At 71.7% G+C, this 20551-nt stretch carries 21 protein-coding genes; 7 read left to right on the plus strand and 14 right to left on the minus strand.

Features of this window, described 5'->3' with window-relative positions:
* Window positions 1–296, plus strand: a 296-nt coding sequence (locus tag AB0I15_RS61710; RefSeq protein ID WP_358118795.1) for a hypothetical protein, incomplete at its 5' end; no start/stop codon positions are given.
* Here the strand turns inward: AB0I15_RS61710 and AB0I15_RS61715 are convergent.
* The gene (locus AB0I15_RS61715) at window positions 217–1332 is read right to left on the minus strand and encodes a helix-turn-helix domain-containing protein (RefSeq protein ID WP_358118796.1); all 1116 of its coding nucleotides are present in this window, start codon (window positions 1330–1332) and stop codon (window positions 217–219) included. The genes AB0I15_RS61710 and AB0I15_RS61715 overlap by 80 nt on opposite strands.
* A 549-nt stretch (window positions 1333–1881) precedes the next feature.
* Between AB0I15_RS61715 and AB0I15_RS61720 the strand changes: the two genes are divergently transcribed.
* Complete coding sequence (locus AB0I15_RS61720; RefSeq protein WP_358118797.1) at window positions 1882–2871, plus strand: hypothetical protein; 990 nt, start codon at window positions 1882–1884, stop codon at window positions 2869–2871.
* Between the two features lie 39 nt (window positions 2872–2910).
* Here the strand turns inward: AB0I15_RS61720 and AB0I15_RS61725 are convergent, their stop codons facing one another.
* From AB0I15_RS61725 to AB0I15_RS61735, 3 genes are all read right to left on the minus strand, one after another.
* Window positions 2911–3321, minus strand: coding sequence for a hypothetical protein (locus AB0I15_RS61725; protein WP_358118799.1), 411 nt, complete (start codon window positions 3319–3321; stop codon window positions 2911–2913).
* Between the two features lie 151 nt (window positions 3322–3472).
* Window positions 3473–3826 carry a hypothetical protein gene (locus AB0I15_RS61730; RefSeq protein WP_358118800.1) on the minus strand — a complete coding sequence of 118 codons (354 nt, stop codon included), beginning with the start codon at window positions 3824–3826 and terminating at the stop codon, window positions 3473–3475.
* Window positions 3823–4263 carry a hypothetical protein gene (locus tag AB0I15_RS61735; RefSeq protein WP_358118802.1) on the minus strand — a complete coding sequence of 147 codons (441 nt, stop codon included), beginning with the start codon at window positions 4261–4263 and terminating at the stop codon, window positions 3823–3825. The genes AB0I15_RS61730 and AB0I15_RS61735 overlap by 4 nt, the downstream gene beginning before the upstream one ends.
* A 130-nt stretch (window positions 4264–4393) precedes the next feature.
* Here AB0I15_RS61735 and AB0I15_RS61740 point away from each other — a divergent pair, with 130 nt between their 5' ends.
* Entirely contained in the window at window positions 4394–5665 is a 1272-nt protein-coding gene (locus tag AB0I15_RS61740) for an MFS transporter (protein WP_358118803.1), read from the plus strand.
* Here AB0I15_RS61740 and AB0I15_RS61745 read toward each other — a convergent pair.
* Window positions 5631–6476: a helix-turn-helix transcriptional regulator gene (locus AB0I15_RS61745; RefSeq protein ID WP_358118805.1), complete on the minus strand. Its 846-nt coding sequence runs from the start codon at window positions 6474–6476 to the stop codon at window positions 5631–5633. The genes AB0I15_RS61740 and AB0I15_RS61745 overlap by 35 nt on opposite strands.
* A gap of 103 nt (window positions 6477–6579) precedes the next feature.
* Here AB0I15_RS61745 and AB0I15_RS61750 point away from each other — a divergent pair, with 103 nt between their 5' ends.
* The gene (locus AB0I15_RS61750) at window positions 6580–7575 is read left to right on the plus strand and encodes an aldo/keto reductase (protein WP_358118806.1); all 996 of its coding nucleotides are present in this window, start codon (window positions 6580–6582) and stop codon (window positions 7573–7575) included.
* A gap of 31 nt (window positions 7576–7606) precedes the next feature.
* Here AB0I15_RS61750 and AB0I15_RS61755 read toward each other — a convergent pair whose 3' ends face one another.
* The 5 genes from AB0I15_RS61755 to AB0I15_RS61775 form a co-directional block, all read right to left on the minus strand.
* The gene (locus AB0I15_RS61755; protein WP_358118808.1) at window positions 7607–10597 is read right to left on the minus strand and encodes a BTAD domain-containing putative transcriptional regulator; all 2991 of its coding nucleotides are present in this window, start codon (window positions 10595–10597) and stop codon (window positions 7607–7609) included.
* A gap of 368 nt (window positions 10598–10965) precedes the next feature.
* The gene (locus tag AB0I15_RS61760; RefSeq protein WP_358118810.1) at window positions 10966–11688 is read right to left on the minus strand and encodes a glycoside hydrolase family 16 protein; all 723 of its coding nucleotides are present in this window, start codon (window positions 11686–11688) and stop codon (window positions 10966–10968) included.
* A gap of 22 nt (window positions 11689–11710) precedes the next feature.
* Window positions 11711–13135, minus strand: a complete 1425-nt coding sequence (locus AB0I15_RS61765; RefSeq protein ID WP_358118811.1) for an ATP-binding protein — start codon at window positions 13133–13135, stop codon at window positions 11711–11713.
* A gap of 103 nt (window positions 13136–13238) precedes the next feature.
* Complete coding sequence (locus tag AB0I15_RS61770; protein WP_358118813.1) at window positions 13239–14342, minus strand: glycosyltransferase; 1104 nt, start codon at window positions 14340–14342, stop codon at window positions 13239–13241.
* 108 nt (window positions 14343–14450) lie between these two features.
* Window positions 14451–16283 carry a SpoIIE family protein phosphatase gene (locus AB0I15_RS61775; protein WP_358118814.1) on the minus strand — a complete coding sequence of 611 codons (1833 nt, stop codon included), beginning with the start codon at window positions 16281–16283 and terminating at the stop codon, window positions 14451–14453.
* 58 nt (window positions 16284–16341) lie between these two features.
* On the opposite strand from AB0I15_RS61775, the gene AB0I15_RS61780 reads away from it, so the two are divergent.
* Window positions 16342–17061 (plus strand): GAF and ANTAR domain-containing protein, encoded by a 720-nt coding sequence (locus AB0I15_RS61780; RefSeq protein WP_358118816.1) that lies wholly within the window; start codon window positions 16342–16344, stop codon window positions 17059–17061.
* A 25-nt stretch (window positions 17062–17086) separates the two neighbouring features.
* Here the strand turns inward: AB0I15_RS61780 and AB0I15_RS61785 are convergent, their stop codons facing one another.
* Window positions 17087–17443 carry an STAS domain-containing protein gene (locus AB0I15_RS61785; RefSeq protein WP_358118862.1) on the minus strand — a complete coding sequence of 119 codons (357 nt, stop codon included), beginning with the start codon at window positions 17441–17443 and terminating at the stop codon, window positions 17087–17089.
* A 175-nt stretch (window positions 17444–17618) separates the two neighbouring features.
* Here AB0I15_RS61785 and AB0I15_RS61790 point away from each other — a divergent pair, with 175 nt between their 5' ends.
* Window positions 17619–18389: a SigB/SigF/SigG family RNA polymerase sigma factor gene (locus AB0I15_RS61790; RefSeq protein ID WP_358118818.1), complete on the plus strand. Its 771-nt coding sequence runs from the start codon at window positions 17619–17621 to the stop codon at window positions 18387–18389.
* A 16-nt stretch (window positions 18390–18405) separates the two neighbouring features.
* Window positions 18406–18819: an ATP-binding protein gene (locus AB0I15_RS61795; RefSeq protein WP_358118820.1), complete on the plus strand. Its 414-nt coding sequence runs from the start codon at window positions 18406–18408 to the stop codon at window positions 18817–18819.
* Window positions 18820–18915: 96 nt separating this feature from the next.
* Here AB0I15_RS61795 and AB0I15_RS61800 read toward each other — a convergent pair whose 3' ends face one another.
* The 3 genes from AB0I15_RS61800 to AB0I15_RS61810 are packed head-to-tail and all read right to left on the minus strand — an operon-like array spanning window position 18916 to window position 20531.
* Entirely contained in the window at window positions 18916–19113 is a 198-nt protein-coding gene (locus AB0I15_RS61800; RefSeq protein ID WP_358118821.1) for a hypothetical protein, read from the minus strand.
* A gap of 6 nt (window positions 19114–19119) precedes the next feature.
* Complete coding sequence (locus tag AB0I15_RS61805) at window positions 19120–19980, minus strand: hypothetical protein (RefSeq protein ID WP_358118823.1); 861 nt, start codon at window positions 19978–19980, stop codon at window positions 19120–19122.
* Window positions 19981–19985: 5 nt separating this feature from the next.
* Entirely contained in the window at window positions 19986–20531 is a 546-nt protein-coding gene (locus AB0I15_RS61810) for a hypothetical protein (RefSeq protein WP_358118824.1), read from the minus strand.
* Between the last annotated feature and the right edge of the window lie 20 nt (window positions 20532–20551).

Consider the following 20551-nt stretch of genomic DNA (forward strand, 5'->3'; position numbering starts at 1 on the left):
GCTGGCGCAACGACTCCCGCTACGGCGTACTGATCAAGACCTCCTACACCGGCACCTCGATCACCGTCCAGTTCTGGAGCACCCGGCGCTTCACCGTCACCTCGCGCAGCTCGCCCCGCTACGCCGTCCGCTCCTTCCCGACGCTGAGCGAGTCGGGGCCCGAGTGCATCCCGATGGAGGGCGTGGAAGGCTTCGCCATCGACGTGTGGCGCGTCTTCAAGCGGAGCGGTAAGGAGGTGCGCCGGCAGCGGTTCCACACGGTGTACGCGCCGGAGCCGCGTCTTCGGTGCTCGTGAGCGCGGGCCTGCCGAAGGCCCGGCGGTAGGCGCCCGGCGAGGACCCATGGCGCTTCAGGAAGTTGCGCCGCAGCACGGCGCCGGTGCCGAAGCCGACCTGCTGCGCGATCTCCTCCAGCGAGTGGTCGGTGGTCTCCAGCATCTTCTCCGCGCAGTCGAGGCGCTGCTCGCGCAGCCACGCCTGCGGGGTGGTGCCGGTGACCTCCCTGAACCGGCGGGCGAAGGTCCGGGAGCTCATCAGGACCCGCGCGGCCAGGTCGTCGACGGTCAGCCGGGACGGCAGCCGCGTGCTCATCCACGCCAGCAGTTCGACCACGCGCGTCGTGTCGTCCCCGTCGCCGCAGTCCGCCCCGGCACCCGATGTCAGAATGGTCCGCGCCTGGCCGCTGTCGCGCCGCGGGATGACCATGGCCTCCCTGGCCACGGCGCCGGAGACGGCGGTGCCGTGCTCGCGGCGCAGCAGGTGAAGGCACATGTCGATGCCGGCGGCCGCGCCCGCTCCCGTGACGACGCGGCCCTCGTCGACGTACAGTGCCTCCGCGTCCACCGCGATGGACGGATGCTCCGCGGCCAGCCTGGCCGTCAGCTTCCAGTTGGTCGTGGCCCGCAGGCCGTCGAGCAGGCCCGCCTCGGCCAGCAGGAACGTTCCCGTGCAGTAGCCGGCCACGATCGCGCCGCGCCGGTGGGCGCCGATGAGCGCGTGGCGGACCGGCGCGGGCAGGGCGGGCGGATCGTTCTCGTCCGCCGGCAGCACGATGACGAGGTCGGCGTGGGCCATCGCCTCGACGCCGTGCTCGACCCGCAGGATGAGCCCGAGGTCCGTGCGCGACGGGCCGGGCCGGTCCGCGCAGACGGCGAACTCGAACCGCGGCAGTCCGGCGACGCCGCGATCGGCGAAGATGTTGCTGACCATGCTGAGGCCGAAGGAGCTGACTCTCGGCGGGGCGTAGACGACCACGGATCGGAAGGGCACCCGGGACTCCACGCGGAGGCCGGCGCCGTGCAGGTATCTCGCCCCTGAATGATAGGTGAGCACACCTGACTCCTTTCAAGCGCGTTATCACGTGACGCGGAGCCTAGGCTCGTGCTCGAAGGCGGCACAAAGGTTTCAGCTCCTGCTGAAACTGCCGGGCACGCGGTCGCGTGCCCGGCTCCGGCGCTTTTTTCGGCGCTTCTTCGACGGAGTTCGGCGGTCACGGGCCTTGCGCTCACCGTGATCGCGGGTAGGGCAGAATTCCGTACTGAGCCCGGCAGCCACCACGACGGGGAGCGTTCTTGCCGTACGAAGAGCAGCCCGAGGCCACGGAGACCCGGTTCGGGATCCTGGGCCCCTGGAGGTGGTCAGAGTCGGGCGCCGCGGGCCTACCACCGGGTCGCCACCCTGCTGCGGGAGGAGCTGGGCCTCGACCGCCTGCTGGAGCCGGTCGGCGGCCAGGCGGCGCTTTCCGCCGGTGGAGAGTAATTTCTGCCGATCGCCCCAGATTTATCCGTCAAGTTCGCAGGTCACAGGGAGTCAGGAGGTCAAGATGCGGTCCAGCCTCCTGTCATCCGATCTTCCTAGGATCGGAGTATCAAGGGGGTCACGATGTTGCGCATTCACTTCTCGGCCCAAGACCTGCTGAGGGTCCGCGTCCAGGCCGAGCCGCATGTCATGTGGGAGATCCTGCTCAGCCTGCACATCGCGCAGGTGCCGCAGGGGGCCAGGGCGTTCGGCGCGTGGCGCTACGCGGTCAAGGGCGACCTGCCCGCCTCGACCGGCATGCTGCTGACCTTGTGCAGGCCACGGGGCTACTCCCCCGACTTCCTGACGCCGTCGTTCGAGGTGGCGAGCCTGGAGGCCGGGCTGGACGTGGTCATGAGCACCCCCCGCGCCCGGTTGCGGGCGGACATGACGGAGCTGGTGGAGGAGACCCCGCTGCCGTCATGGGCCTCCGGCCTGGCCGACGGGGACACGACGGTGCTGCGCCACCTGCACGACGCGCTCAAGGGCTATCACGCGAAGGCGCTGCAGCCGTACTGGGCGGGGATCCGCAACCACGTGCGCCTGGACCGCAAGAAGCGGATGGAGGCGATGATCGACCATGGGCTGGAGCACCTTCTCGCGACGCTGCACCCCGGCGTGCGGTGGACGGCTCCCGTCCTCGAGGTGCCCTATCCGGTCAACTACGACCTGCACCTCGACGGACGGGGCCTGACGCTCATCCCCTCCGTCTTCTGCTGGCCCAACCCGATCACGCTGCGCGTCCAGGACGGCGCTCCCATCCTGGTCTACCCGGTCGAGCGCAGCCCGGCCGAGGCCTGGGCGGGCGGCCACGCGGAGCAGGGGCCCACCCATGCCCTGACCGTGCTGATGGGGCAGACGCGCGCCGAGGTCCTGTGGGCGATCGGCAGCGCGCCCCGCCTGAACACGACCGACCTCGCGCGCAAACTCGGCATCTCCCTGGCCGGGGCGAGCCAGCACGCGTCGATCCTGCGCGGCGCGGGCCTGGTCGCCACCGCCCGGCACAAGAACTCGGCCCTGCACCAGATCACCGACCACGGCGCGGCCCTGCTCGCCCACGCGGAGACCCCCTGACGGCGGCAGGTCCTGGTCAGGTGGCGGCGCGGGGCGGGGTCAGCCCTCGAAGCTCACGGTCGCGTACTGGTACTTCGTCCTGCCGTTCTCGTCCCCGGTGTGCCCTCTGCCGACGAGCGCCTGGTCCGTGGGGGCGGAGTAGCTGGACCTGCTCTCCTTCTGGCCGGGGGTCCAGTCGCCGACGTACACCCGGGCCTGCTCGTCGTTGACGAAGATGAAGCTGCAGTAGTAGGTGGTCTGCTTGTTCTCGTCGCCGTAGTGCGAGCGGCCGGTGAGCACCATGTTCGTCGGGCAGGTGAACTGGTCCATCCACTCGCGCACGGTCTCGGCGTAGGCGCGCTCGACCCTGATCGTCACCTCCGCGGCGGACGCCGGGGCGGGAGCGGCCATGGTCACCGCCGCCAGCCCGGCCAGGGCGGCCGTCGTGGCGGACAGAGCCTTCTTCCTCACGCGCATGTCTCCTGGGACGCGGTTTCGCTGTCACCACGGAGCATCACAGCGCCTTCTGGTGATCCACTTGTGCCTCAGTTGGGACGGCGAAAGCGGCGGGGACGGCCCCGGGCCGTTCCCGCCGCACGTGGTGCGCGTACCTCCGGCTGCCTCAGAAGCCCTTCACCCACAGCTCATGGGTACGCCACTCGCCCGGACCGGAGACCGTGGTCCAGCAGGTGAAACTGCGCCACGCCTCGCCGTGGACGCCGTCCCAGCCGGCGGCGATGCACCGGCTGCAGGAGGTCGTCCCGACGAACGCGCCGGCGTAGACGAACCCGGCGCCCGGTCCGCGGCTCGAACAGCTCTCCAGGACGGCGGCGGACGTGCCCGCCTCAACCGCCGCGCTCCGCTGTGCCATGGCCGGCGTCGCGACCAGGCCCGCGCCGAGCAGCGTCAGCACGCTCACCGCCAGGATCCGCAACGGCGTCTTCTTGCGCATGGTGTTCTCCTTCACCGAGGTCACCGGACGTCCTTGCAGGCGAGGCCGACCGACGGCCCCGTCGGGGCGTGCTCGAGGTCCCACCCCTCCGCGCAGGCCTTGCCGGCTCCCCGGCCGAGGGTTCTGATGGACGGATCGAAGTCGATGGCCGAGTAGCGGTTGACGCCCGGTCCCCAGACGTGAACGTGGCCGAAGAAGCCGCGCCCGCTGCCGGTGATGTAGTACTTCGAGGCGTCTCCGGTCAGCGTGACGCAGGTCTTGACGCTGCACCCGTGAGCGTCCATCGGCGCCACCGTCCCGTCGGGAACGACGCGGATGCACACCTGACCGCCGCAGGTGTAGGCGGTGGACTGCTGCGCCAGCACGGGGCTCGCGGTCGCGGCCCCTCCCGCGATCAGCGTGAGAATCGTGCCCAGGACGATGAAGAGTCTCCGGATCCGTGGTCCGGTTCTTTGGGTCATGGTGCCCGTTGCCTCCCAGGATGGGTCTGCTTGCGACCTAGCCTCGGCGGGCGGGGCGGGCCGTACCAGGTCAGCGACCGGCCACTCACCGGACATCGGGCGCCGCCGGACGTTACGGCATGATGTTTACGTGAACATCCGACGGGACAGGGACACGCGGCGGATGCCGGCCGGGCTGGTCGCGCTCGCGCTCGGCAGCTTCGGGATCGGCCTGACCGAGTTCGTGATCGCGGGCCTGCTGCCCCAGGTGAGCCGTGGTCTGGACGTCTCCGAGGCCGCCGCCGGGTGGCTCATCTCGGGATACGCCCTGAGCGTGGCGATCGGCGCGATCCTGCTGACCGCCGCGACCACCCGCATCCACCGCAAGGCCGTCCTCGTCGGATTGGTGGCGTTGTTCGTCCTCGGCAACCTGCTGTCCGCCGTCGCGCCCACCTACGCCGTGGCGATGCTCGGCCGCGTCGTCGCGGCCCTGTGCCACGGCTCCTTCTTCGGCATCGGCTCACTCGTCGCCCGCCGCATGGTCCCGCCGGAGCGAGCGTCGCGCGCGGTCGCCGTGATGTTCGCCGGGCTGACGGTCGCCAACGTACTGGGCGTGCCGTTCGGCGCCCTGGTCGGCGAACGCTGGGGCTGGCGCGCCACCTTCTGGGCGATCACCGGGATCGGCGTGCTGGCCGCGGCCGCCATCGCCGTGTGGGTCCCGGCCTGGGCGGGCGCCGTGGACGAGGCCCAGCGGGCGGCCGGCCTGCGCCCCCAGCTCCGCGCCTTCCGCTCCCGGCAGGTCTGGCTGACCCTCGCCGCCACGGGCCTCGGCTACGGCGGCATGTTCGGGGCGTTCAGCTACATCGCCTACACCTTCACCGAGGTCACCGGCTTCTCCAGCGCCGACGTCGCCTGGCTGCTCGTCGTCTACGGCAGCGGCCTGGTGATCGGCAACTTCGCCGGAGGCCGGGCGGCCGACCGCGACCGTGACCGCACGCTGATCGTGTCCCTGGCGGGGCTCGCCGCCACGCTCGCGGCGTTCGGGCTGCTGGCCGAGGGGCGGGCCGCGTCGGTGGTGCTGGTCTTCCTGATGGGCGTCCTCGGGTTCGCCGGCGTCCCCGGTATGATCACCCGCGTCACCGACGCCGCCGGCGGCGCGCCGCTCGCGGCCGGCGCCAACGTCTCGGCCTCCAATGTCGGCAACGCCCTGGGCGCCTGGCTCGGCGGCCTGGCGATCAGCGCCGGCCTGGGCTACACCGCGCCGCTGTACGTGGGCGCCGGCATCGTGGCGCTCGGCCTCGCCGTGATGGTGGTCGCCGCGCGCACCGTGAACGCCGCTCCGCCTGAGCCGCCCTCTCCACCTGAATCACCCGCCACGCAGCCGCCCGTCACACGGTCGTCCGGAAGCTCTGGGTCCCGATGACCCGCAGCAGGTCGAGCTTCTCCCGTGTGTCGGTGCCCTCGGTCGGGAAGAACGCCAGCACCTCGAGGTCTTCCGCGGGTGCGAGCAGCACCTCGCAGGTCAGGTGCAGCACCCCGACCTCCGGGTGCAGGAACCGCTTGCGGTCGAAACGGCGCACCGCGACCTCGTGCCGCTCCCACAGGACGCGGAACTCCGCGCTGCGTTCCAGCAGCCCGCCGACCAGCTCCACGACGTCGTCATCGCCGGCGCGGCGCGAGTAGGTGGCGCGCAGATCGTTGACGAGCAGGGCCGAATGCCGGGGCCGGTCCTCCTCCGGGCACAGGGCGCGCGACGCCGGATCGGTGAACCAGCGCCACACGGCGTTGCGCGCCCGGCCCTCATGGTGGTCCTGCCGGCCCAGCACGATGTCGGCGAGGGCGTTCTGCCACAGCACCTCGTGCAGGTCGGTGCAGATGCAGACCGGAACGTCGGTGAGCCGGTCGGCCAGGCTGATCAGCCCGGGGCGGATGTGCCGGTCGGCGCGGCGTGCCGGGGGCGTCAGCCCGGCCAGGTGGAAGAGGTGGTCGCGTTCGTCCAGGTCGCAGCGGAGCGCACGCGCCAGGGCGGCCACGATCGGCTCGGAGGGATTCGCGCCACGGCACTGCTCCAGCCGGGCGTAGTAGTCGCTGGACATGCCGGCCAGCAGTGCCACCTCATCGCGCCGCAGACCGGGCGTGCGGCGGCGCACGCCGTCGGGCAGGCCGACATCGGCCGGGCGCAGCACCTCCCGGCGGCGGCGGAGAAAGTCGGCGAGCCCGGCGCGGTCGATCACGTCCTCCAGTGTACGAACCGCGCCGGACCCTCAGCCAGGGACAGGTTGTCCCTGGCTGAGCTGGGCCTGGTCCGGGCCGTACGGCGGCCCGCACAGTGGGGGCATGACAACGACAACACGTCTCGGCACGCGCCGCCTCGGCCGCACCGGTCCCACCGTCTCCTCTCCCGCTCTCGGCGCCATGGGCCTGTCCGGCGCCTACGGCCCCGTGGACGACGACGAGGGCGTACGCGTCCTGCACGCCTACCTGGACGCCGGCGGCACCCTGCTGGACACCGGCGACTTCTACGGCGCAGGACACAACGAATCGCTGATCCGGCGCGCGCTGGCGGGCCGCGACCGTGACGAGGTGGTGCTCTCCGTCAAGTTCGGCGCCATGCGCGGCCCTGACGGCGGGATGGCCGGGATCGACGGCCGCCCGGCCGCGGTGCGGAACTTCCTGACCTACTCCTTGCAGCGCCTCGGCACCGACCACGTGGACGTCTACCGCCCGGCCCGGCTCGACCGGTCCGTGCCCATCGAGGACACCGTCGGCGCGATCGCCGAGCTGGTCGACAAGGGCTACGTACGTCACATCGGCCTCAGCGAGGTCGGGGCGCAGACGATCCGCCGCGCCGCGGCCGTCGCCCCGATCTGTGACGTGCAGCTCGAGTATTCGCTGCTCAGCCGCGGCATCGAGGACGAGATCCGGCCCGTGTGCCGCGAGCTCGGCATCGGCGTCACCGCCTACGGCGTGCTGGGGCGCGGCCTGATCGGCGGCAGCGGAGTCATCGACGGGGTCCGGGCGGTGTCGCCGCGCTTCCAGGGCGCCAACCGCGCGCACAACGGCGCCCTCGTCGCCCGGCTGGAGGAGCTGGCCGCGGCGAAGGGGGCCTCCGTAGCGCAACTGGCGATCGCCTGGGTCGCGGCCCAGGGCGAGGACATCGTGCCGGTCGTCGGCTCGCGGCGCCTGGACCAGGTCGCCACGCTGGTCGGCAGCGGCCTCGTCTCTCTCGATGCCGCGGAGCTCGCGCGGATCGACGAGCTCATCCCGCGCGGCGCGGCCCAGGGCGACCGGTACCCGAGTCAGGCGATGGCCGACCTGGACAGCGAGCGCTGACCCGGGGGCGGCCGGCCCGCCCTCGACGGCGTCAGCCCGAGCGGCGGGCCTGGTAGGAGCGGCCCAGGTCGAGCAGGACGTCCGCGGCGCCGCGCTCGCTGCCGATCGTCCGGTAGATGGACAGCGCTTCCAGATGGTGGTCGATCGCGGCGGTGTGGTCGCGCATGGCCGTGTGGGCGCGGCCCAGGCTGGTCAGGTTGGCGGCCTGCGCGAACAGGGCTCCCCCACGCCGGTTGATCTCGAGGGCCTGCCGCCAGCACTCGATCGCCCGGCCGAACTCGCCCAGCCCGAACTGCGCCTCGCCCAGGCTGTCGAGGGTGAGCGCCGTCCCGCGCTCGTAACCCGCCGCCTCGCACACCTCCAGCGCCTTGGCGCACTCGGTCAGGGCCGTCCGGTAGTCACGCCGGGACAGCGCCGCCGTCGCGAGGTTGCCGAGCACCTTCGCCTCTCCGAGAAGGTCACCACACGAGCCGAAGGCGGCCAGGGCGTCGTGGTAGTAGGGGAGCGCCTCGGCATGGCGGTAGACCTCGCTGTGCGTGTTGCCCAGCGCGCTGAGGAGGTGACCTTCGAGCCGCCGGTCGCCGATCTCCCGCGCGCCGTCGAGGACGGTCACGTGGCTGTCGAGCAGCTCGTGCCAGTGCCGGTAGTGCGCCAGGTACGTCTCCAGCAGGAACGCGATCTCGCAGGCGGCGCGGGCGGCGCCGTTCGACCTGGCCCAGGCGGGCAGGGCGGTGAGCGTGTGGTGCTCCAGCTCGCACCAGCGCATGGCGCTGCCCCAGTCGGCGAACGCGCCACCCGCCCCGCGGCCCGCCGCGTCCCCCGCCGCGTCCCCCGCCGCGTCCCCCGCCGCCTCTCCCGGGGTCCGGACCATGGGGTCGCGGACGCGGTCGGGCGCGAAGGCGGCGTCGGCGGCCAGCAGCCGGGCGGTGAACCAGGACAGGAGCCGGCCGACCGCCTCCTCGCGCCGCGCCGGGGGGTCGGAGCGGCGGGCCTGCTCGGCCGCGTACGCGCGGACGAGGTCGTGCAGGCGGTAGCGGTCGTGGCTGTGCTGCTCGACGAGGTGGGTGGCGACCAGCCGGTCGAGGTGCCGCCGCGTCTCCCCCTCCGGCAGCCCCACCAGCGCGGCCGCGGCCTCGCCGCCCAGGTCCATGCCCGGGTAGACACCGCCGACCAGGCGGAACACCCGGGCCGTGGGCTCGTCGAGGGTGGCGTACGACCACGACAGCACCGTCCTGACGTCCGAGAACGGGTCGTCGCCCGAGTCGAACGCCGTCAGCCTCCTGTCGTGGTCGAGGTCCAGCTCCCGCACCAGCTCGGCCGGCCGGGTGCCGGGCTGCCTGGCCAGGCGCTCGGCCATGATGCGCAGGGCGAGAGGCGAGTGGTCGCACAGCAGCGCCAGCTCCCGGGCGGCGGCCTCCTCGCTCATGATCCGCTCCTCGCCCACGATCCGGGACAGCAGCGTCAGCGAGTCGGCCGCCTCGAACGGCGGCAGGCTGATGCGCGCGCTCGCGTCGCGCGCCGCCAGCCCGCGCAACTGGTCGCGGCTGGTCACCACCAGCAGGCAGCCGCGGCCGGGGATGAGAGGCCGGACCTGCTCGCTGTTGAGCGCGTTGTCGAGGACCACGAGGAGCCGGCGGCCGGCGGTGTGGGTGCGGAACAGCGCGGAGGCCGCGGCCAGGTCGTCGGGGATCCGCTCCGGGTCGACGCCCACGCCGCGCAGCAGGGCGTTCAGCGCGGAGACCGGATCGAGCGGCGGAAGGGGGCCGAAGCCGCGCAGGTTCACGAACAGGTTGCCACCGGGGAACCTCTCGGCCATCGCCGTGCCCCACCGTACGGCCAGGGCGGTCTTGCCGATGCCCGCGCCGCCGACGATCACCGCGATCCTCGGCTCCTGCCCGGGACCGGCATCGTCCACGAGGCCGCCGAGCTCGGCCAGCTCCGCGCGGCGGCCCACGAAGTGCGCGATGCCGGGCGGCAACTCCTGGGGCCTGCGCTCGGCCTGGGGCGCGGTGACGCCGCCTTGGGGCCTGTGCCCGGACTGGGGTGCGGTGGCGTTCTCCTGACGCAGGATCCGCAGGTGGGCCTCGCGCAGCTCCGTGCCCGGCTCGATGCCGAGCCCCTCGGCGAGCTGCTCGCGCAGCTCGGCGAACAGCCGCAGCGCGGGCGCCCGCTGCCCGGACGCGGCCAGGGCGAGCATGACGCGCGCGTTCAATCCCTCGTGGAGGGGCTCGGCGGCGACGACCTCCCGCAGCCGGGCCAGCGCGGTCTTGGGGTGCCCGCGGGTGAGCGCCAGATCGGCGTAGTCGAGCGCGGCCGAGACGCGCTGATGGCCGGCCGCGATGACGGCCGGATGCTGGCGCACGCGCGGGTCGAGGTCGGCGAGCGCCTGCCCGCGCCACATCGACAGCGCCTCGCCGTACGCCCGCTCGGCCCGCTCCGGCTCCCCCGCCGCCTGGTACGCCTGCGCCCGCGCCGTCAGGTCGGCGAACTCGAGCAGGTCGACCTGCTGGACGTCGAGGCTCAGCCGGTATCCGGCGCTGGTGCGGGTGATCAGGTCCTCCGGCCCGCCGGCGGCGTCGAGGAATTTCCGCAGCCGCGACACGTACGTCTGCACCAGGTTGGAGTACGTCGCCGGGATCTCCTCGCCCCAGAGCACGTCGACGATGTCGGCCCGCGGCACCACCTGGCCGGCCTGGATCGCCAGCAGCCCCAGCAGCCGGCGCTGCATGCCGGGCGCCAGATCCACCACCCGCTCCCCCGCGCGCACCGTCAGCGGCCCCAGCAGCTCGATGCGGAGGCCCGAGGGGGGAAGGTCGTCACCGATCCCCGGCCCCTCGCCGGGCCCGTCGTCCAGCTCGGCCACCGTGAGCAGCTTGCGCAGCGTGCGGGTGTGCGGCCGCTGAACGACACCCTGCTCGATATCGCGCAACGCGCGTATGCTCACGGCGGCGCGATCCGCCAATTCCCGCTGCGTAATTCCCGCTCTCCTGCGATATGCCAGCAGCAGCTCACCCAAACCCATACAGCCCCCGATCACGCACCATTCCCACCGGGCCGGTCGAACGGACTCGTACCGACTCTAGGCGAAGGGCGACGCCCGGATGCCCCCGAAACGGGCGACGACAGACAGACGACAGACAGACGACAAGCCGCGCTCGCGTGGACCGCGTCGCGGGGCCGTTCCGGCACGCGGCCGCCAATTTCCCGCGAAGAACGGCCACCTTCCCGCGCCGGGCGAAAGGCGTGCCCCACGCACATCCGGCGCGGCGATCGCGGCCGGAACTTACCTCAATGGAGAGTAGAATGCCGGGGAATCGCATCCGGGCACGGCGGCGCCGAATTCCTGAATCGCCCGCGCGGAATTCGTGGCGGGGGCCTTGGGCGTGACGCTCAGGCGTCCGGAGCCCGGTAGACCTTGACCCAGTCCACGTACATGGACACGGTGTCCGGGGTGGTGGAGTCGCGGCAGCGTGGCTCGCAGACCACGTCGTTCTGCAGCGCCAGCCCCATCCTCCGCCCGTCGGGCACGTGCGCCCCCCGGTAGTCCCACACCTTCCTGCCGTCCAGCCAGAACGTCAGCCGCCCCGGCAGCCGGTCCACCGCCACCGTGTGCCATCGGGTGAAGTCGGCCCGGAGCTGCCGCCGGGCCCGGCCGTCACCGCTGTGCACGAAGATGCCGCCGCCCTGCCGTTTCGGGTCCACGATCTCGGCGAAGTCGACCTCGGCGTAGTCGTCCTCCCCCTGCGCGGCCGGCCACAGCAGCGCCACCGGCGTGTAGCCGGCGCCCGCCTCGGCCTTGAACCTGACCTCCCAGCGGCCGTACCGCTGCGCGAGCCTGGTGGCCACGCCGCCCGACAGGTCCTTGCCGCCGTACATGCCGCCTTTGAGGCGCAGGACGCCGTTCGCGACCGTCGCGGCCCTGCCGGTGCGGGGGTTACGCTCCGCCTGCGGCGAGTGGTAGATCATCCAGCGGTTCGTGTTGATCGAGGAGCCGTTGAAGTTCTCCACGAGGACGGGGGCTCCCCAGCCCGGGGTCTGCGCCTGCGCGGTCTGGGGAAGAAGGGCGACACCCGCGAGCGCCGCCACCGCCACGATCGGACTGCGTGTGGACATGCCGACCATCGAAGCAAAGATTTCACTCCGATGACAGCCCATGCGTCCCATGCGTCACAGCGGGCACGGGGGACGGCGCTCCGAGCAGGGTCCGGGTCAGCGACTCCTGGGAGCGCAGCATGTCCTCCAGCGCGGCGCTCAGGTGCTCGGCCGTCAGGGTGTCGGAGTCCTCGCGCAGGGACTCCAGCACGCCCCGGCGCAGCAGCTCCTTGAAGAACGAGGCGGTCATGCCGTCCGTCCTGGTCACCAGCCGCTCCAGGTCGGCCTCGGCGAGGTCGCCGGCCCCGTACAGGCGCAGCAGCGCGGCCCGGCAGCGGGCGTCCGGCCTGGGGACCTCCACGGCCAGGTCGACCCGGCCGGGCCGGTTCGCCAGGGCCTGCTCGAGCGTCTCGGCCCGGTTCGTGGTCAGCACGAACGTGACGTCGGCGTCCGCGCCGATGCCGTCCATGGCGTCGAACAGGGTGAACAGCAGCGGGCTGCCCTCGGCCGACAGGCGGCGGTCGTGCGCGACCAGGTCCACGTCCTCGACGACCACGATGGCCGGCTGCAGGCGTCTGGCCAGGGCGGCGGCGTCGGAGATGAAGCCCATCCCCGTACCGGCCAGGACCACGACCGTCACGCCCGGCTGGCGGCCCATCAGGTAGCGCACCGTGTGGGTCTTGCCCGTCCCGGGCGGGCCGTGCAGCAGCAGGCCGCGCTTGAGGTGCTGGCCGCGGGCGCGCAGCGCCTCGGCGTGCCGGCCGATGCCGACCACGTGCCGTTCGACGGTCTCCAGCACCCCCTCGGGCAGGATGACCTCGTCGGGGCCGAGCTCCGGCCGCGGCAGGAACGTGACCAGGCTGTTGCCCCGGTGCTCGGAGACGCCGAACGTGAGGATCTGGCCGCGCAGCACGTCGTGCGCGCGCATCAGCCGCTCGATCTCCTCCCTGGTGGCCGTCGCGCGCTCGCGCGACGCGGCGATCACCTCGATCCGGCAGCCCTGCCTGCCGAACATCTCGGCGGGCCCGCGCAGCACGATCACGGCGGGGGCGCCGTCCGGCGTCGTCGTCCTGGCCAGGCCGAACGTCACGACCTCGACCGTCTCGTCCGGGCCGACCGCGGTGGTGGCGTAGTCGACGGCGCCGACCTCGAAGCGCTCGAAACCGCGTACCGCCGCGGTGAGCAGGTCGACCGTGTCGTTGTGCTCGCGCCCCTGCCCGGAGACGCCGAACCAGTCGGCCTCACCCCGTTCCGCCAGGTACGCGTCCACCCCGCGCTGCAGGCTCGCGTGCTCCCAGTTCCTGAACGCCTGCGTGACGCACACCAGGTCCTTCAGCTCGCACGACAGGTGACCGGTCACCCTAGCCACCAGGTCGGGCACCGGCCGGGACTCGTCGATCAGGCCGTGGGCCTCATTGACCAGCCGCTGCAGGCCGCGTGCCAAAGATCGCGCCTCATCGATCTCCATGCGCGCCACACTCGCACACGCCTCCCGGAAATGCGCGGATTTTGCGGGCGAACATGACTCCGGCAGGCGGCTGGTGCCGCCTGCCGGGATGTGTGCGGGTAGGTCAGGCGCAGGCCGCCTCGTAGACCCGTACGAGCTCCTGGCTGACCCGCTCCCACGAGTAGCGCGAGCGCGCCCGGTCGGCCCCCGCGTAGCCCAGCGCGGTCCGCAGGGTCGGGTCCCACAGCAGCTCGCGGGCCAGCCGCGCGGTGCGCGCGGGGCGGTCCGGCGGCACCAGCAGCCCGGTGACGCCGTCGATCACGGAGTCGAGGTGCGCGCCCACGGACGAGGCGATCACCGGTACGCCGCAGGCCATGGCCTCCAGCGCGACGATCCCCGTCGCGGCCTCGCGCGGCACCGACACCACGGCGTCCGCGCTGCGCATGAGCTTCGGCACGGCGGCCCGCTTGAGCCGGCCGAGCAGCGTCACCCGGTCGGCCACGCCGAGCTGCTCCGCCAGCGCGCGCAGCCGGCGTACGTCCCGGTCCTGGTCGAGGTCCTCGGGCTCGGGCCCGCCGGCGATGACCAGCTCGACGTCGTTGAGGCCCTGCAGCGCCCGGACGATGGTGTGCGCGCCGCGTTCGGTGGACAGCGGTCCCACGTGCACCAGGCGCTTGCGGGTGCCCCGCGTGGCGACCGCGCCCCGGCGCTGGAAGCGCTCGGTGTCCACGCCGTGGGGCACGATGGCGATGTTGCCGCGGGGGACGCCCAGCCTGATCAGCGCCGACTCCTCGTCGCCCGAGCCCGCGATGACCGCGTTGGCCCGGCGTCCGAGCGCCCGCTCCAGCTCGATGCGGTTGGCGTCGACGGTGTGGAACGTCTGCGTGACCGGCACGTTCAGCCCCTTGGCCCCGGCCACGGCGACCAGGCCGCCGGTCCAGGAGTGGGCGTGGATCACGTCGGGCCGCTCCTGGCTCCACCGCCGCGTGAGGTGCTGGCCGACATCGTTGAGGTACGGCACCACTTCGTCGGCCGAAAGCTCATGGGCCGGGCCCACGTCGATGTGCTCCAGAGTGACACCGGGGGCCACCCGCGTCTTGGACTTGCCCTCGGCACTGTCACGGCGGGAGTAGATGGTGACGTGGTGCTCGCGGCCCAGCTCTCGTGCGACAGACAGGATGCGGTAGCGCTGGTTGCCGTTGGCGGAAGCGACGATCGCGATATTCATGGCACACCTCAGCGTGGAAAAAGCCTCAAAGGTGTGCCTGCGTCTTAGGCACGTCGTTCTGCGTCTCTGACCATACCCAGTTTTCCCGCGATCGCAAACCCCCGCAGATCAGACACCTCGTAGGGCGAACACCACGATCTCATCCCAGACCTGGCCGCCCGAGAACGCGTGCCGGTCCGCCTCCACCGCTTTGACCACGGTGGACGGCGACTGGCCCGCGCACCGGGTGAGCACGTCGGCCAGCCGCTCCTCGCCGTACGGCTCGCCCCGCTCGTTCCTGGAGGAGACCAGCCCCTCCGAGTAGAGCACCAGCGTCTCCCCCACGCCGACCGTCAGCGTCTCGGCCCCGGTCTCGGCCTCCAGGGCGATGCCCAGGGGCACGCCGCCGCCCGCGGCGAAGCGTACGCCGCCGTCGGACTGCAGGAGCGCCGCCGGATGGTGCCCGGCCGACGACAGCCGGATCTCGCGGCCCTTCACGAAGCCCACCGCGGCCATCACGAACATGCCGGTGCCCTGCGTGACCAGGGCCTCGTTGACCTTGCGCATGACCAGGGCGGGGTCGGTCTCCCAGACGCTGAGCACGCGCAGACCGCCGCGCACCATGGCGCTGACCGAGGCCGCCTCCTCGCCCTTGCCGGCCGCGCCGCCCAGCGCGAACCCCCATCCGCCGGAGACGGGGAACACGTCGTAGAACTCGGCGCCCACCGACGACCCGGGAGAGTAGACGGCGGCCGCCTCGTAGCCGGGCACGTCGGGCAGGTTGCGCGGGGCGACGCTGGCCGACAGCGCGTCCGCCGCGCGGGAGCGGCTCTGGAAGCTGGTCTGGGCGCGTACCGCGAGCCCGAGCTGCATCCCCACCTCCTGCATGACGGCGAGGTCCGCCAGCGTGTACGGCGGCTTGTCGTGCCCGCGCACCAGCGTCAGCACGCCGTCGGAGCGGCCGATGGGCACGCTGAGCAGCGAGCCCGCGCCCATCACGGTCAGCAGCGGCCCCTCGGCGCAGAAGCCGAGCAGGCTCTCGTCGTCCACCATCTCCTGCACCACGCCCGAGCCGCGCTCCAGCACCTGCAGCACGACCTGGCTGCCCGCCGGGGCCGCGGACTCCACCTGCCGGACGAGGTCGCCCAGGGGATGGTTCTTGGGCGCCACGACCGCCGAGCGGTACGGCACGCCGCCGCGCACCATGTCGGCGATCACCCAGTCCGCCCATTCGGCTCCCAGCAGCCGCGTGGCCCGCGGCAGCGAGACGGGACGCAGCAGCGCCTCCTCGTCGAGCAGCAGCGCGGCCATCTTGGCCAGCAGGTCCTGCCGCCTGGCCGAGGCCAGCAGCAGCGCCCCGTCGGTCTGCTCGGGCCGCCATCCGCCCGGCTCCGGGAGCTGCACCTCGGTCGGCAGCGCGACCGCCGCCACCATCTGCTGCGGCTCGCCGGGCATCGTCAGCCTGGTCAGGGCGATCTGCACGGTGTGCGTACGCCCCTGGTGCGCCAGCCGCGTCTCGAACGCCGACGGCTGCCCGGTCTGCAGCACCGACGTCAGGTGCGAGCGGAACGCCGCCCGCCGGGACACGTCCACGAGCAGCGGGAACGACCGTCCCACCAGGTAACCGTCGGGACTGCCGAGCACCCGGGAGGTCTCGGGATTGATCCTCCTGACCACGCCCCCGCCGTCGATCACGATGACGGGGACGGGGAAGGCCCGGAAGACCTGCCGCAGCAGTTTCAGCTCCCGCTGGGTGCCGTCCTTCTTGCCCCCGGCGCGTTTGGGGGCCTTACGAAGCTCCTCACGGGCCTCGGCCAGCAGCTCGACGGCGGTGTCGAGCTCGGCCAGCGCGGCGTCGAGGGTGGGCGCCAGGTCGCCTGGGTAGGCGGTCCTCGCCTCACGCAGTGAGGAGACGCGCCCGGCCAGCGCGTCAAGCGCGTGTTCGAGGTCCGGCATGGTCATGGTCTGACGCTACGCCACACGGGATAATGCTAGCCATAAGGGGTAGATGCTTGTTGCTATGGAATCGACCGCGATGATCACCCCCGGCCTCGCACGTGACCTCGCCGTTCTGGGCCGCCTGGGTGAGGACACCTCGACGGAAAGCGTGCTGCGCGGCCTGACCACGGCGCTGGCCGCCGGCGTGCCGGGCTGCTCGGGAGCCTCCGCCGAGCACTGGCGCGACCAGCGGGTCCTGGTCTCCGGCTCGCACAGCGAACTGATCATGCTCGTCGAGGGCGAACGGGAGCTCGGGGAGGGCCCGTCCATCGAGGCCAGGCGCAGCGGCGGCCGCGCCACGGTGCCCGACGTGCTCAAGGAGACCCGCTGGCCCCGCTACGACGCGCTGGCCACCCGCTGGGGCGTCCGCTCCGTCCTGGTCGTCCCCATCGACGTGGCACCCGCCATGCTGGTCGTCGGTCTCTATTCGGTACGCCCCGGAGCCTTCTCCCCGCAGGGCGCCACCTCGCTCGCCGGCATGCTGACCGAGCAGGTCGGCGTGGCCATGGCGAACATGTCGGACTTCGAAGAGGTCCGCACCGACGCCGCCCAGCTCCAGGAGGCCCTCGCCGGACGGTCGGCGATCGACCAGGCCAAGGGCATCATCATGCAGACCAGCGGCTGCAGCGCCGAGGCCGCCTTCGAGGAGCTGCGCCGGATCTCCCAGCACCACCAGGTCAAGGTGGCCGACCTGGCCAGGTTGCTGGTCGAGGAGCACCAGCGCAAATCGTCGCGGCGCTGACCTCGTCGCCGGCCGGCCGCCGGCCTCACTTGATGGCGGCCAGGGCGTCTTCCAGGGTGTCGTAGAGCGGCAGCCGCTGCGCGAGCCCGGTGATCCACATGACCTTGGACTTCGAATATTCCACCCCGATCAGGGCGAACTTCGCGCCCGCCGCCAGGCTCGTCTGCCAATGGTGGACGATCAGCCCGAGCGCGCGCGAATCCATGAACGTCACCCCGGCCAGGTCGAGGATCAGGTCCGAGCCCGCCATCGACAGATAGTCGGCGAACTGTTCGCGTGTCGTGGCGTCGAGTACGCCGTCGACTCTGATCACAGTGATCTCGTCCACGGTCGACGACGTCAGGCTCAGGGCCGCCACGGGCCCGTCACCGTTCTCCGGCATTGTCACGGAGCAACCCTACTGTCACCACACGATCGAGGAATACTTCCCGCGACATGGGGGAGACTGGATCCGAAGTCCAGCAGAGGGCTTCGGTCTCGAGAGTAGAGCGAGGCGTGCCTCTGCATGGGCTTTTTCGGCTTGAGGAGGACGCCTGCGATCCATATGAGGAGCAGCCATGGCTGTGCAGGAATACATCCTCGAGGAGATGTCCGCCGAAGAACTCCTGGCCGACATGGTCAGGGAAGAGACCCCCGACAGTCACCGGGAGCGCCTGCGCGAGCGCATCGTCGAGATGCACCGCCCGCTGGCCATGGAGATCGCCCGGCGATACCGCTACCGCGGCGAACCGTTGGAGGATCTCCTCCAGGCCGCGTATGTTGGCCTGATGAAGGCCGTCAACGGCTTCGACCCGACCCTCGGTCACGCGTTCAGAGGCTACGCGGTCGTGACGATGACCGGCGAGGTCAAGCGGCACTTCCGCGACCGCACCTGGGCCATCCGGGTGCCGCGTCTCTACCAGGAGCGCCGCTCCGAGCTCAACCGTCTCGTCGCCGACCTCAGCCAGGACCTGGGCCGGTCACCGACCGTGGCGGAGCTGGCCGCCAAGATGAACATCACCGAGGAGGACGTCCTGCTCACCCTCGACGCCTCCGCCGCGTACAGCACGCTGTCGCTCGACGCGCCCCTCGGCACCGACGACGACGCGGCCTCGCTCGGCGACGTCATCCCCGAGGACGACGACACGCTGAGCACCATGGTCGACCGGGAGGCGGTCAAGCCGCTCATCGACGCGCTCCCCTCCCGCGAGAAGCACATCCTGCTGCTACGGTTCTTCGGCAACATGACGCAGGCCGAGATCGCAGCCGAGTTCGGAATCTCACAGATGCATGTTTCGCGTATTCTCCGCAAGGTTCTCGACCAGCTTCGCACCGAGCTGGTCGGCTGAAGAGGACGGTCGCCGGGTGAACGAGGACGTCGAGCCTCAGTCGGGCTACACGAGCCCGCCGCCCGGCGCGCCCGTGAAACGATTCCGCTTCCGACTGCCGGACCTGCCAGAGGTCCGGCAGTTCGCCGAGGACGAGGCACGTGACGCGGGCATGCCCGACGAGGCGGTCGGCGACTTCGTCATCGCCGTCAACGAGGTGGCCACCAACGCCGTCACGCATGGGGCCGACCAGGCTTACCTGCGCACATGGGTGGTGAACGGGGATCTGATCGTCGAGGTGCACGACGAGGGGGCCTGGAAACCGGGCCCGATGCCGGGCGCCGTGGGCGGGATGGGGCTGTGGGTCGCCCGCCTGCTCTCCTCGGACCTGACGCTGCGGGTCGGCAGCGGCGGCAGCACGGTGATCATGCGGTTCCCGGGCAAGAGCTGACCTTCTCGCCTTCCCCTTTGCCTTCGCGTGGTCGAACGCTTGAGGCCCTGCCACTCGCTGAGCGGCAGGGCCCTGGCTTGTACGTGTACCCATCCGTCAACGGCGGGCTCTGCCGCGCCAGTTGCTGTACCCGGAACGGATACTGGCCTTACCGACACCTGCCTGGTGCAGGGCCAGCAGGCACAACCCCAGCAGGACGAACGTCATACCGGTGAATCCACCGGGAATCCGCGCTCCTACGAGGTCGAGCAGGAAGCCCAGCCCGAAGATGATCGCTGCGACGACTGCGAGCATGTCATGTCACCTCGTTCCCTGGCTCTGATACTGCGTCGGGGACTTGCTGGACAGGGCGAGCAGGCGCTCCAGGACGCTCCTGTAGTCGCGCAGCGCCAGGCGAAGCTGTTCGGTGTCGCTGTTCTCGGCGTCCTTCCAGCGATCGCGCAGCGCGCCCGTACGGGTGGTCAGGGTTGCGGTGAGGGACTCCACGACCTCGCCGACGAGCCCGTCGGCCCGTTGGACCGCCTGGCCCGGGTCGTCCACGAACGATGCCTGCAGGTCGCGCCAGCGGGCCTGCACCTCGGTGGGGTCCTGGTCGAACAGCACGATGTCGTCGGGGGCGGCGTGGGCCGCCGGGACGACGGCTTCGCCTTCCGGCTCGGCCGGCATGTCGCCGCCGGTCTTGGCGTAGGGGTCGCGGTGGACCGTGTCGCCGTACGCGCTGTCGCCGGCCGGGACCACGGTGTGGTCGTCACCGGCCGTGGGACCCTGCGCCACCATCTCGTCGTCGTACGGACGGCGATCGGCACGGTCGGCGCTGTCGACACTGCCGACACTGCCGGAACGGTCGTACTCGTCGTTATCGGCGAGATCGCCCCGGACGGTCTCGTCGCTGTCGGGAACCCCGTCCCGATCCTTGTCGAGACCCGCAACGCCCCTGTCACCGGCCGTTTCGTCAGCCTTGTCGTCGGCCGTGTAGTCGGCCGTGTCGTCAGCCCTGTCACCGGCCCTGTCACCGGCCCTGTCACCGGCCCTGTCACCGGCCCAGTGGTCGCCCGCTCTGCCGGTAGCCTCGTCCCTGTCGTCGAGGTCCTTGGCGGCCGTCGTATCGTCCCCGACCGCGTCGTGGCGTTGCGACGGCACCTTCAGCTCGTCGCTGCTCATATCCTTCACCGTCCTCGGGTGGTCTCTTGTAGCAGTTCCTCGAACAGCGCGCGGTAGTGCACCATGGCCTGCCGGAGGTCCTCGGTGGAGGCCTCCTTCCTGGCCGCGCGCCCGCTGATCTCGTGAGCCGTTCTGTAGTGATCGAGCGTCGCCGCGTGGCCCACCGACAGGTGGGACACCCGCTGCTCGAAGTCGTCCGTCGGGTAACCGCGCTCCGCCATGACCGAGGTGACCAGCTGGTCGGCCTCGGTCACCGCGAAGCCTGGGGCGTCGACGAAGCGTTCCTGCACCTCGGTCCACCGGTTGGCGTAGGTGTCGCGCGACTCCTCCGTCAGGGGGTGGATGTCCAGCTCCGAATGCCGCTGCTCGCGATCGAGCAACTCCTGCTCCGCCTCACGGCGGTTGTCGTGCTCGGCGACTATGCGTTCGTACTCCGGGCCGAAGCGTTCGCGGAGATGGGAGCGACGCTTCTGCTGCTGCAGTACGAAGTAAACTGCGGCGAGCGCCACCACCGCGACCACGACGACGGCCACCCATATCCAGGTGGTCATGATGTTCGCCTCCGGTCTCT

The organism is Nonomuraea sp. NPDC050643 (genome assembly GCF_040654715.1).
Lineage (GTDB): Bacteria > Actinomycetota > Actinomycetes > Streptosporangiales > Streptosporangiaceae > Nonomuraea.

Coding starts and splice junctions, on each gene's coding strand:
- AB0I15_RS61720 (WP_358118797.1), top strand. CDS start 1,882: ATGTTGCGCATTCACTTCTCGGCCCAAGACCTGCTGAGGGTCCGCGTC.
- AB0I15_RS61735 (WP_358118802.1), bottom strand. CDS start 4,263: ATGACCCAAAGAACCGGACCACGGATCCGGAGACTCTTCATCGTCCTG.
- AB0I15_RS61750 (WP_358118806.1), top strand. CDS start 6,580: ATGACAACGACAACACGTCTCGGCACGCGCCGCCTCGGCCGCACCGGT.
- AB0I15_RS61755 (WP_358118808.1), bottom strand. CDS start 10,597: ATGGGTTTGGGTGAGCTGCTGCTGGCATATCGCAGGAGAGCGGGAATT.
- AB0I15_RS61760 (WP_358118810.1), bottom strand. CDS start 11,688: ATGTCCACACGCAGTCCGATCGTGGCGGTGGCGGCGCTCGCGGGTGTC.
- AB0I15_RS61765 (WP_358118811.1), bottom strand. CDS start 13,135: ATGGAGATCGATGAGGCGCGATCTTTGGCACGCGGCCTGCAGCGGCTG.
- AB0I15_RS61770 (WP_358118813.1), bottom strand. CDS start 14,342: ATGAATATCGCGATCGTCGCTTCCGCCAACGGCAACCAGCGCTACCGC.
- AB0I15_RS61775 (WP_358118814.1), bottom strand. CDS start 16,283: ATGACCATGCCGGACCTCGAACACGCGCTTGACGCGCTGGCCGGGCGC.
- AB0I15_RS61780 (WP_358118816.1), top strand. CDS start 16,342: ATGGAATCGACCGCGATGATCACCCCCGGCCTCGCACGTGACCTCGCC.
- AB0I15_RS61785 (WP_358118862.1), bottom strand. CDS start 17,443: ATGCCGGAGAACGGTGACGGGCCCGTGGCGGCCCTGAGCCTGACGTCG.
- AB0I15_RS61790 (WP_358118818.1), top strand. CDS start 17,619: ATGGCTGTGCAGGAATACATCCTCGAGGAGATGTCCGCCGAAGAACTC.
- AB0I15_RS61800 (WP_358118821.1), bottom strand. CDS start 19,113: ATGCTCGCAGTCGTCGCAGCGATCATCTTCGGGCTGGGCTTCCTGCTC.
- AB0I15_RS61805 (WP_358118823.1), bottom strand. CDS start 19,980: ATGAGCAGCGACGAGCTGAAGGTGCCGTCGCAACGCCACGACGCGGTC.
- AB0I15_RS61810 (WP_358118824.1), bottom strand. CDS start 20,531: ATGACCACCTGGATATGGGTGGCCGTCGTCGTGGTCGCGGTGGTGGCG.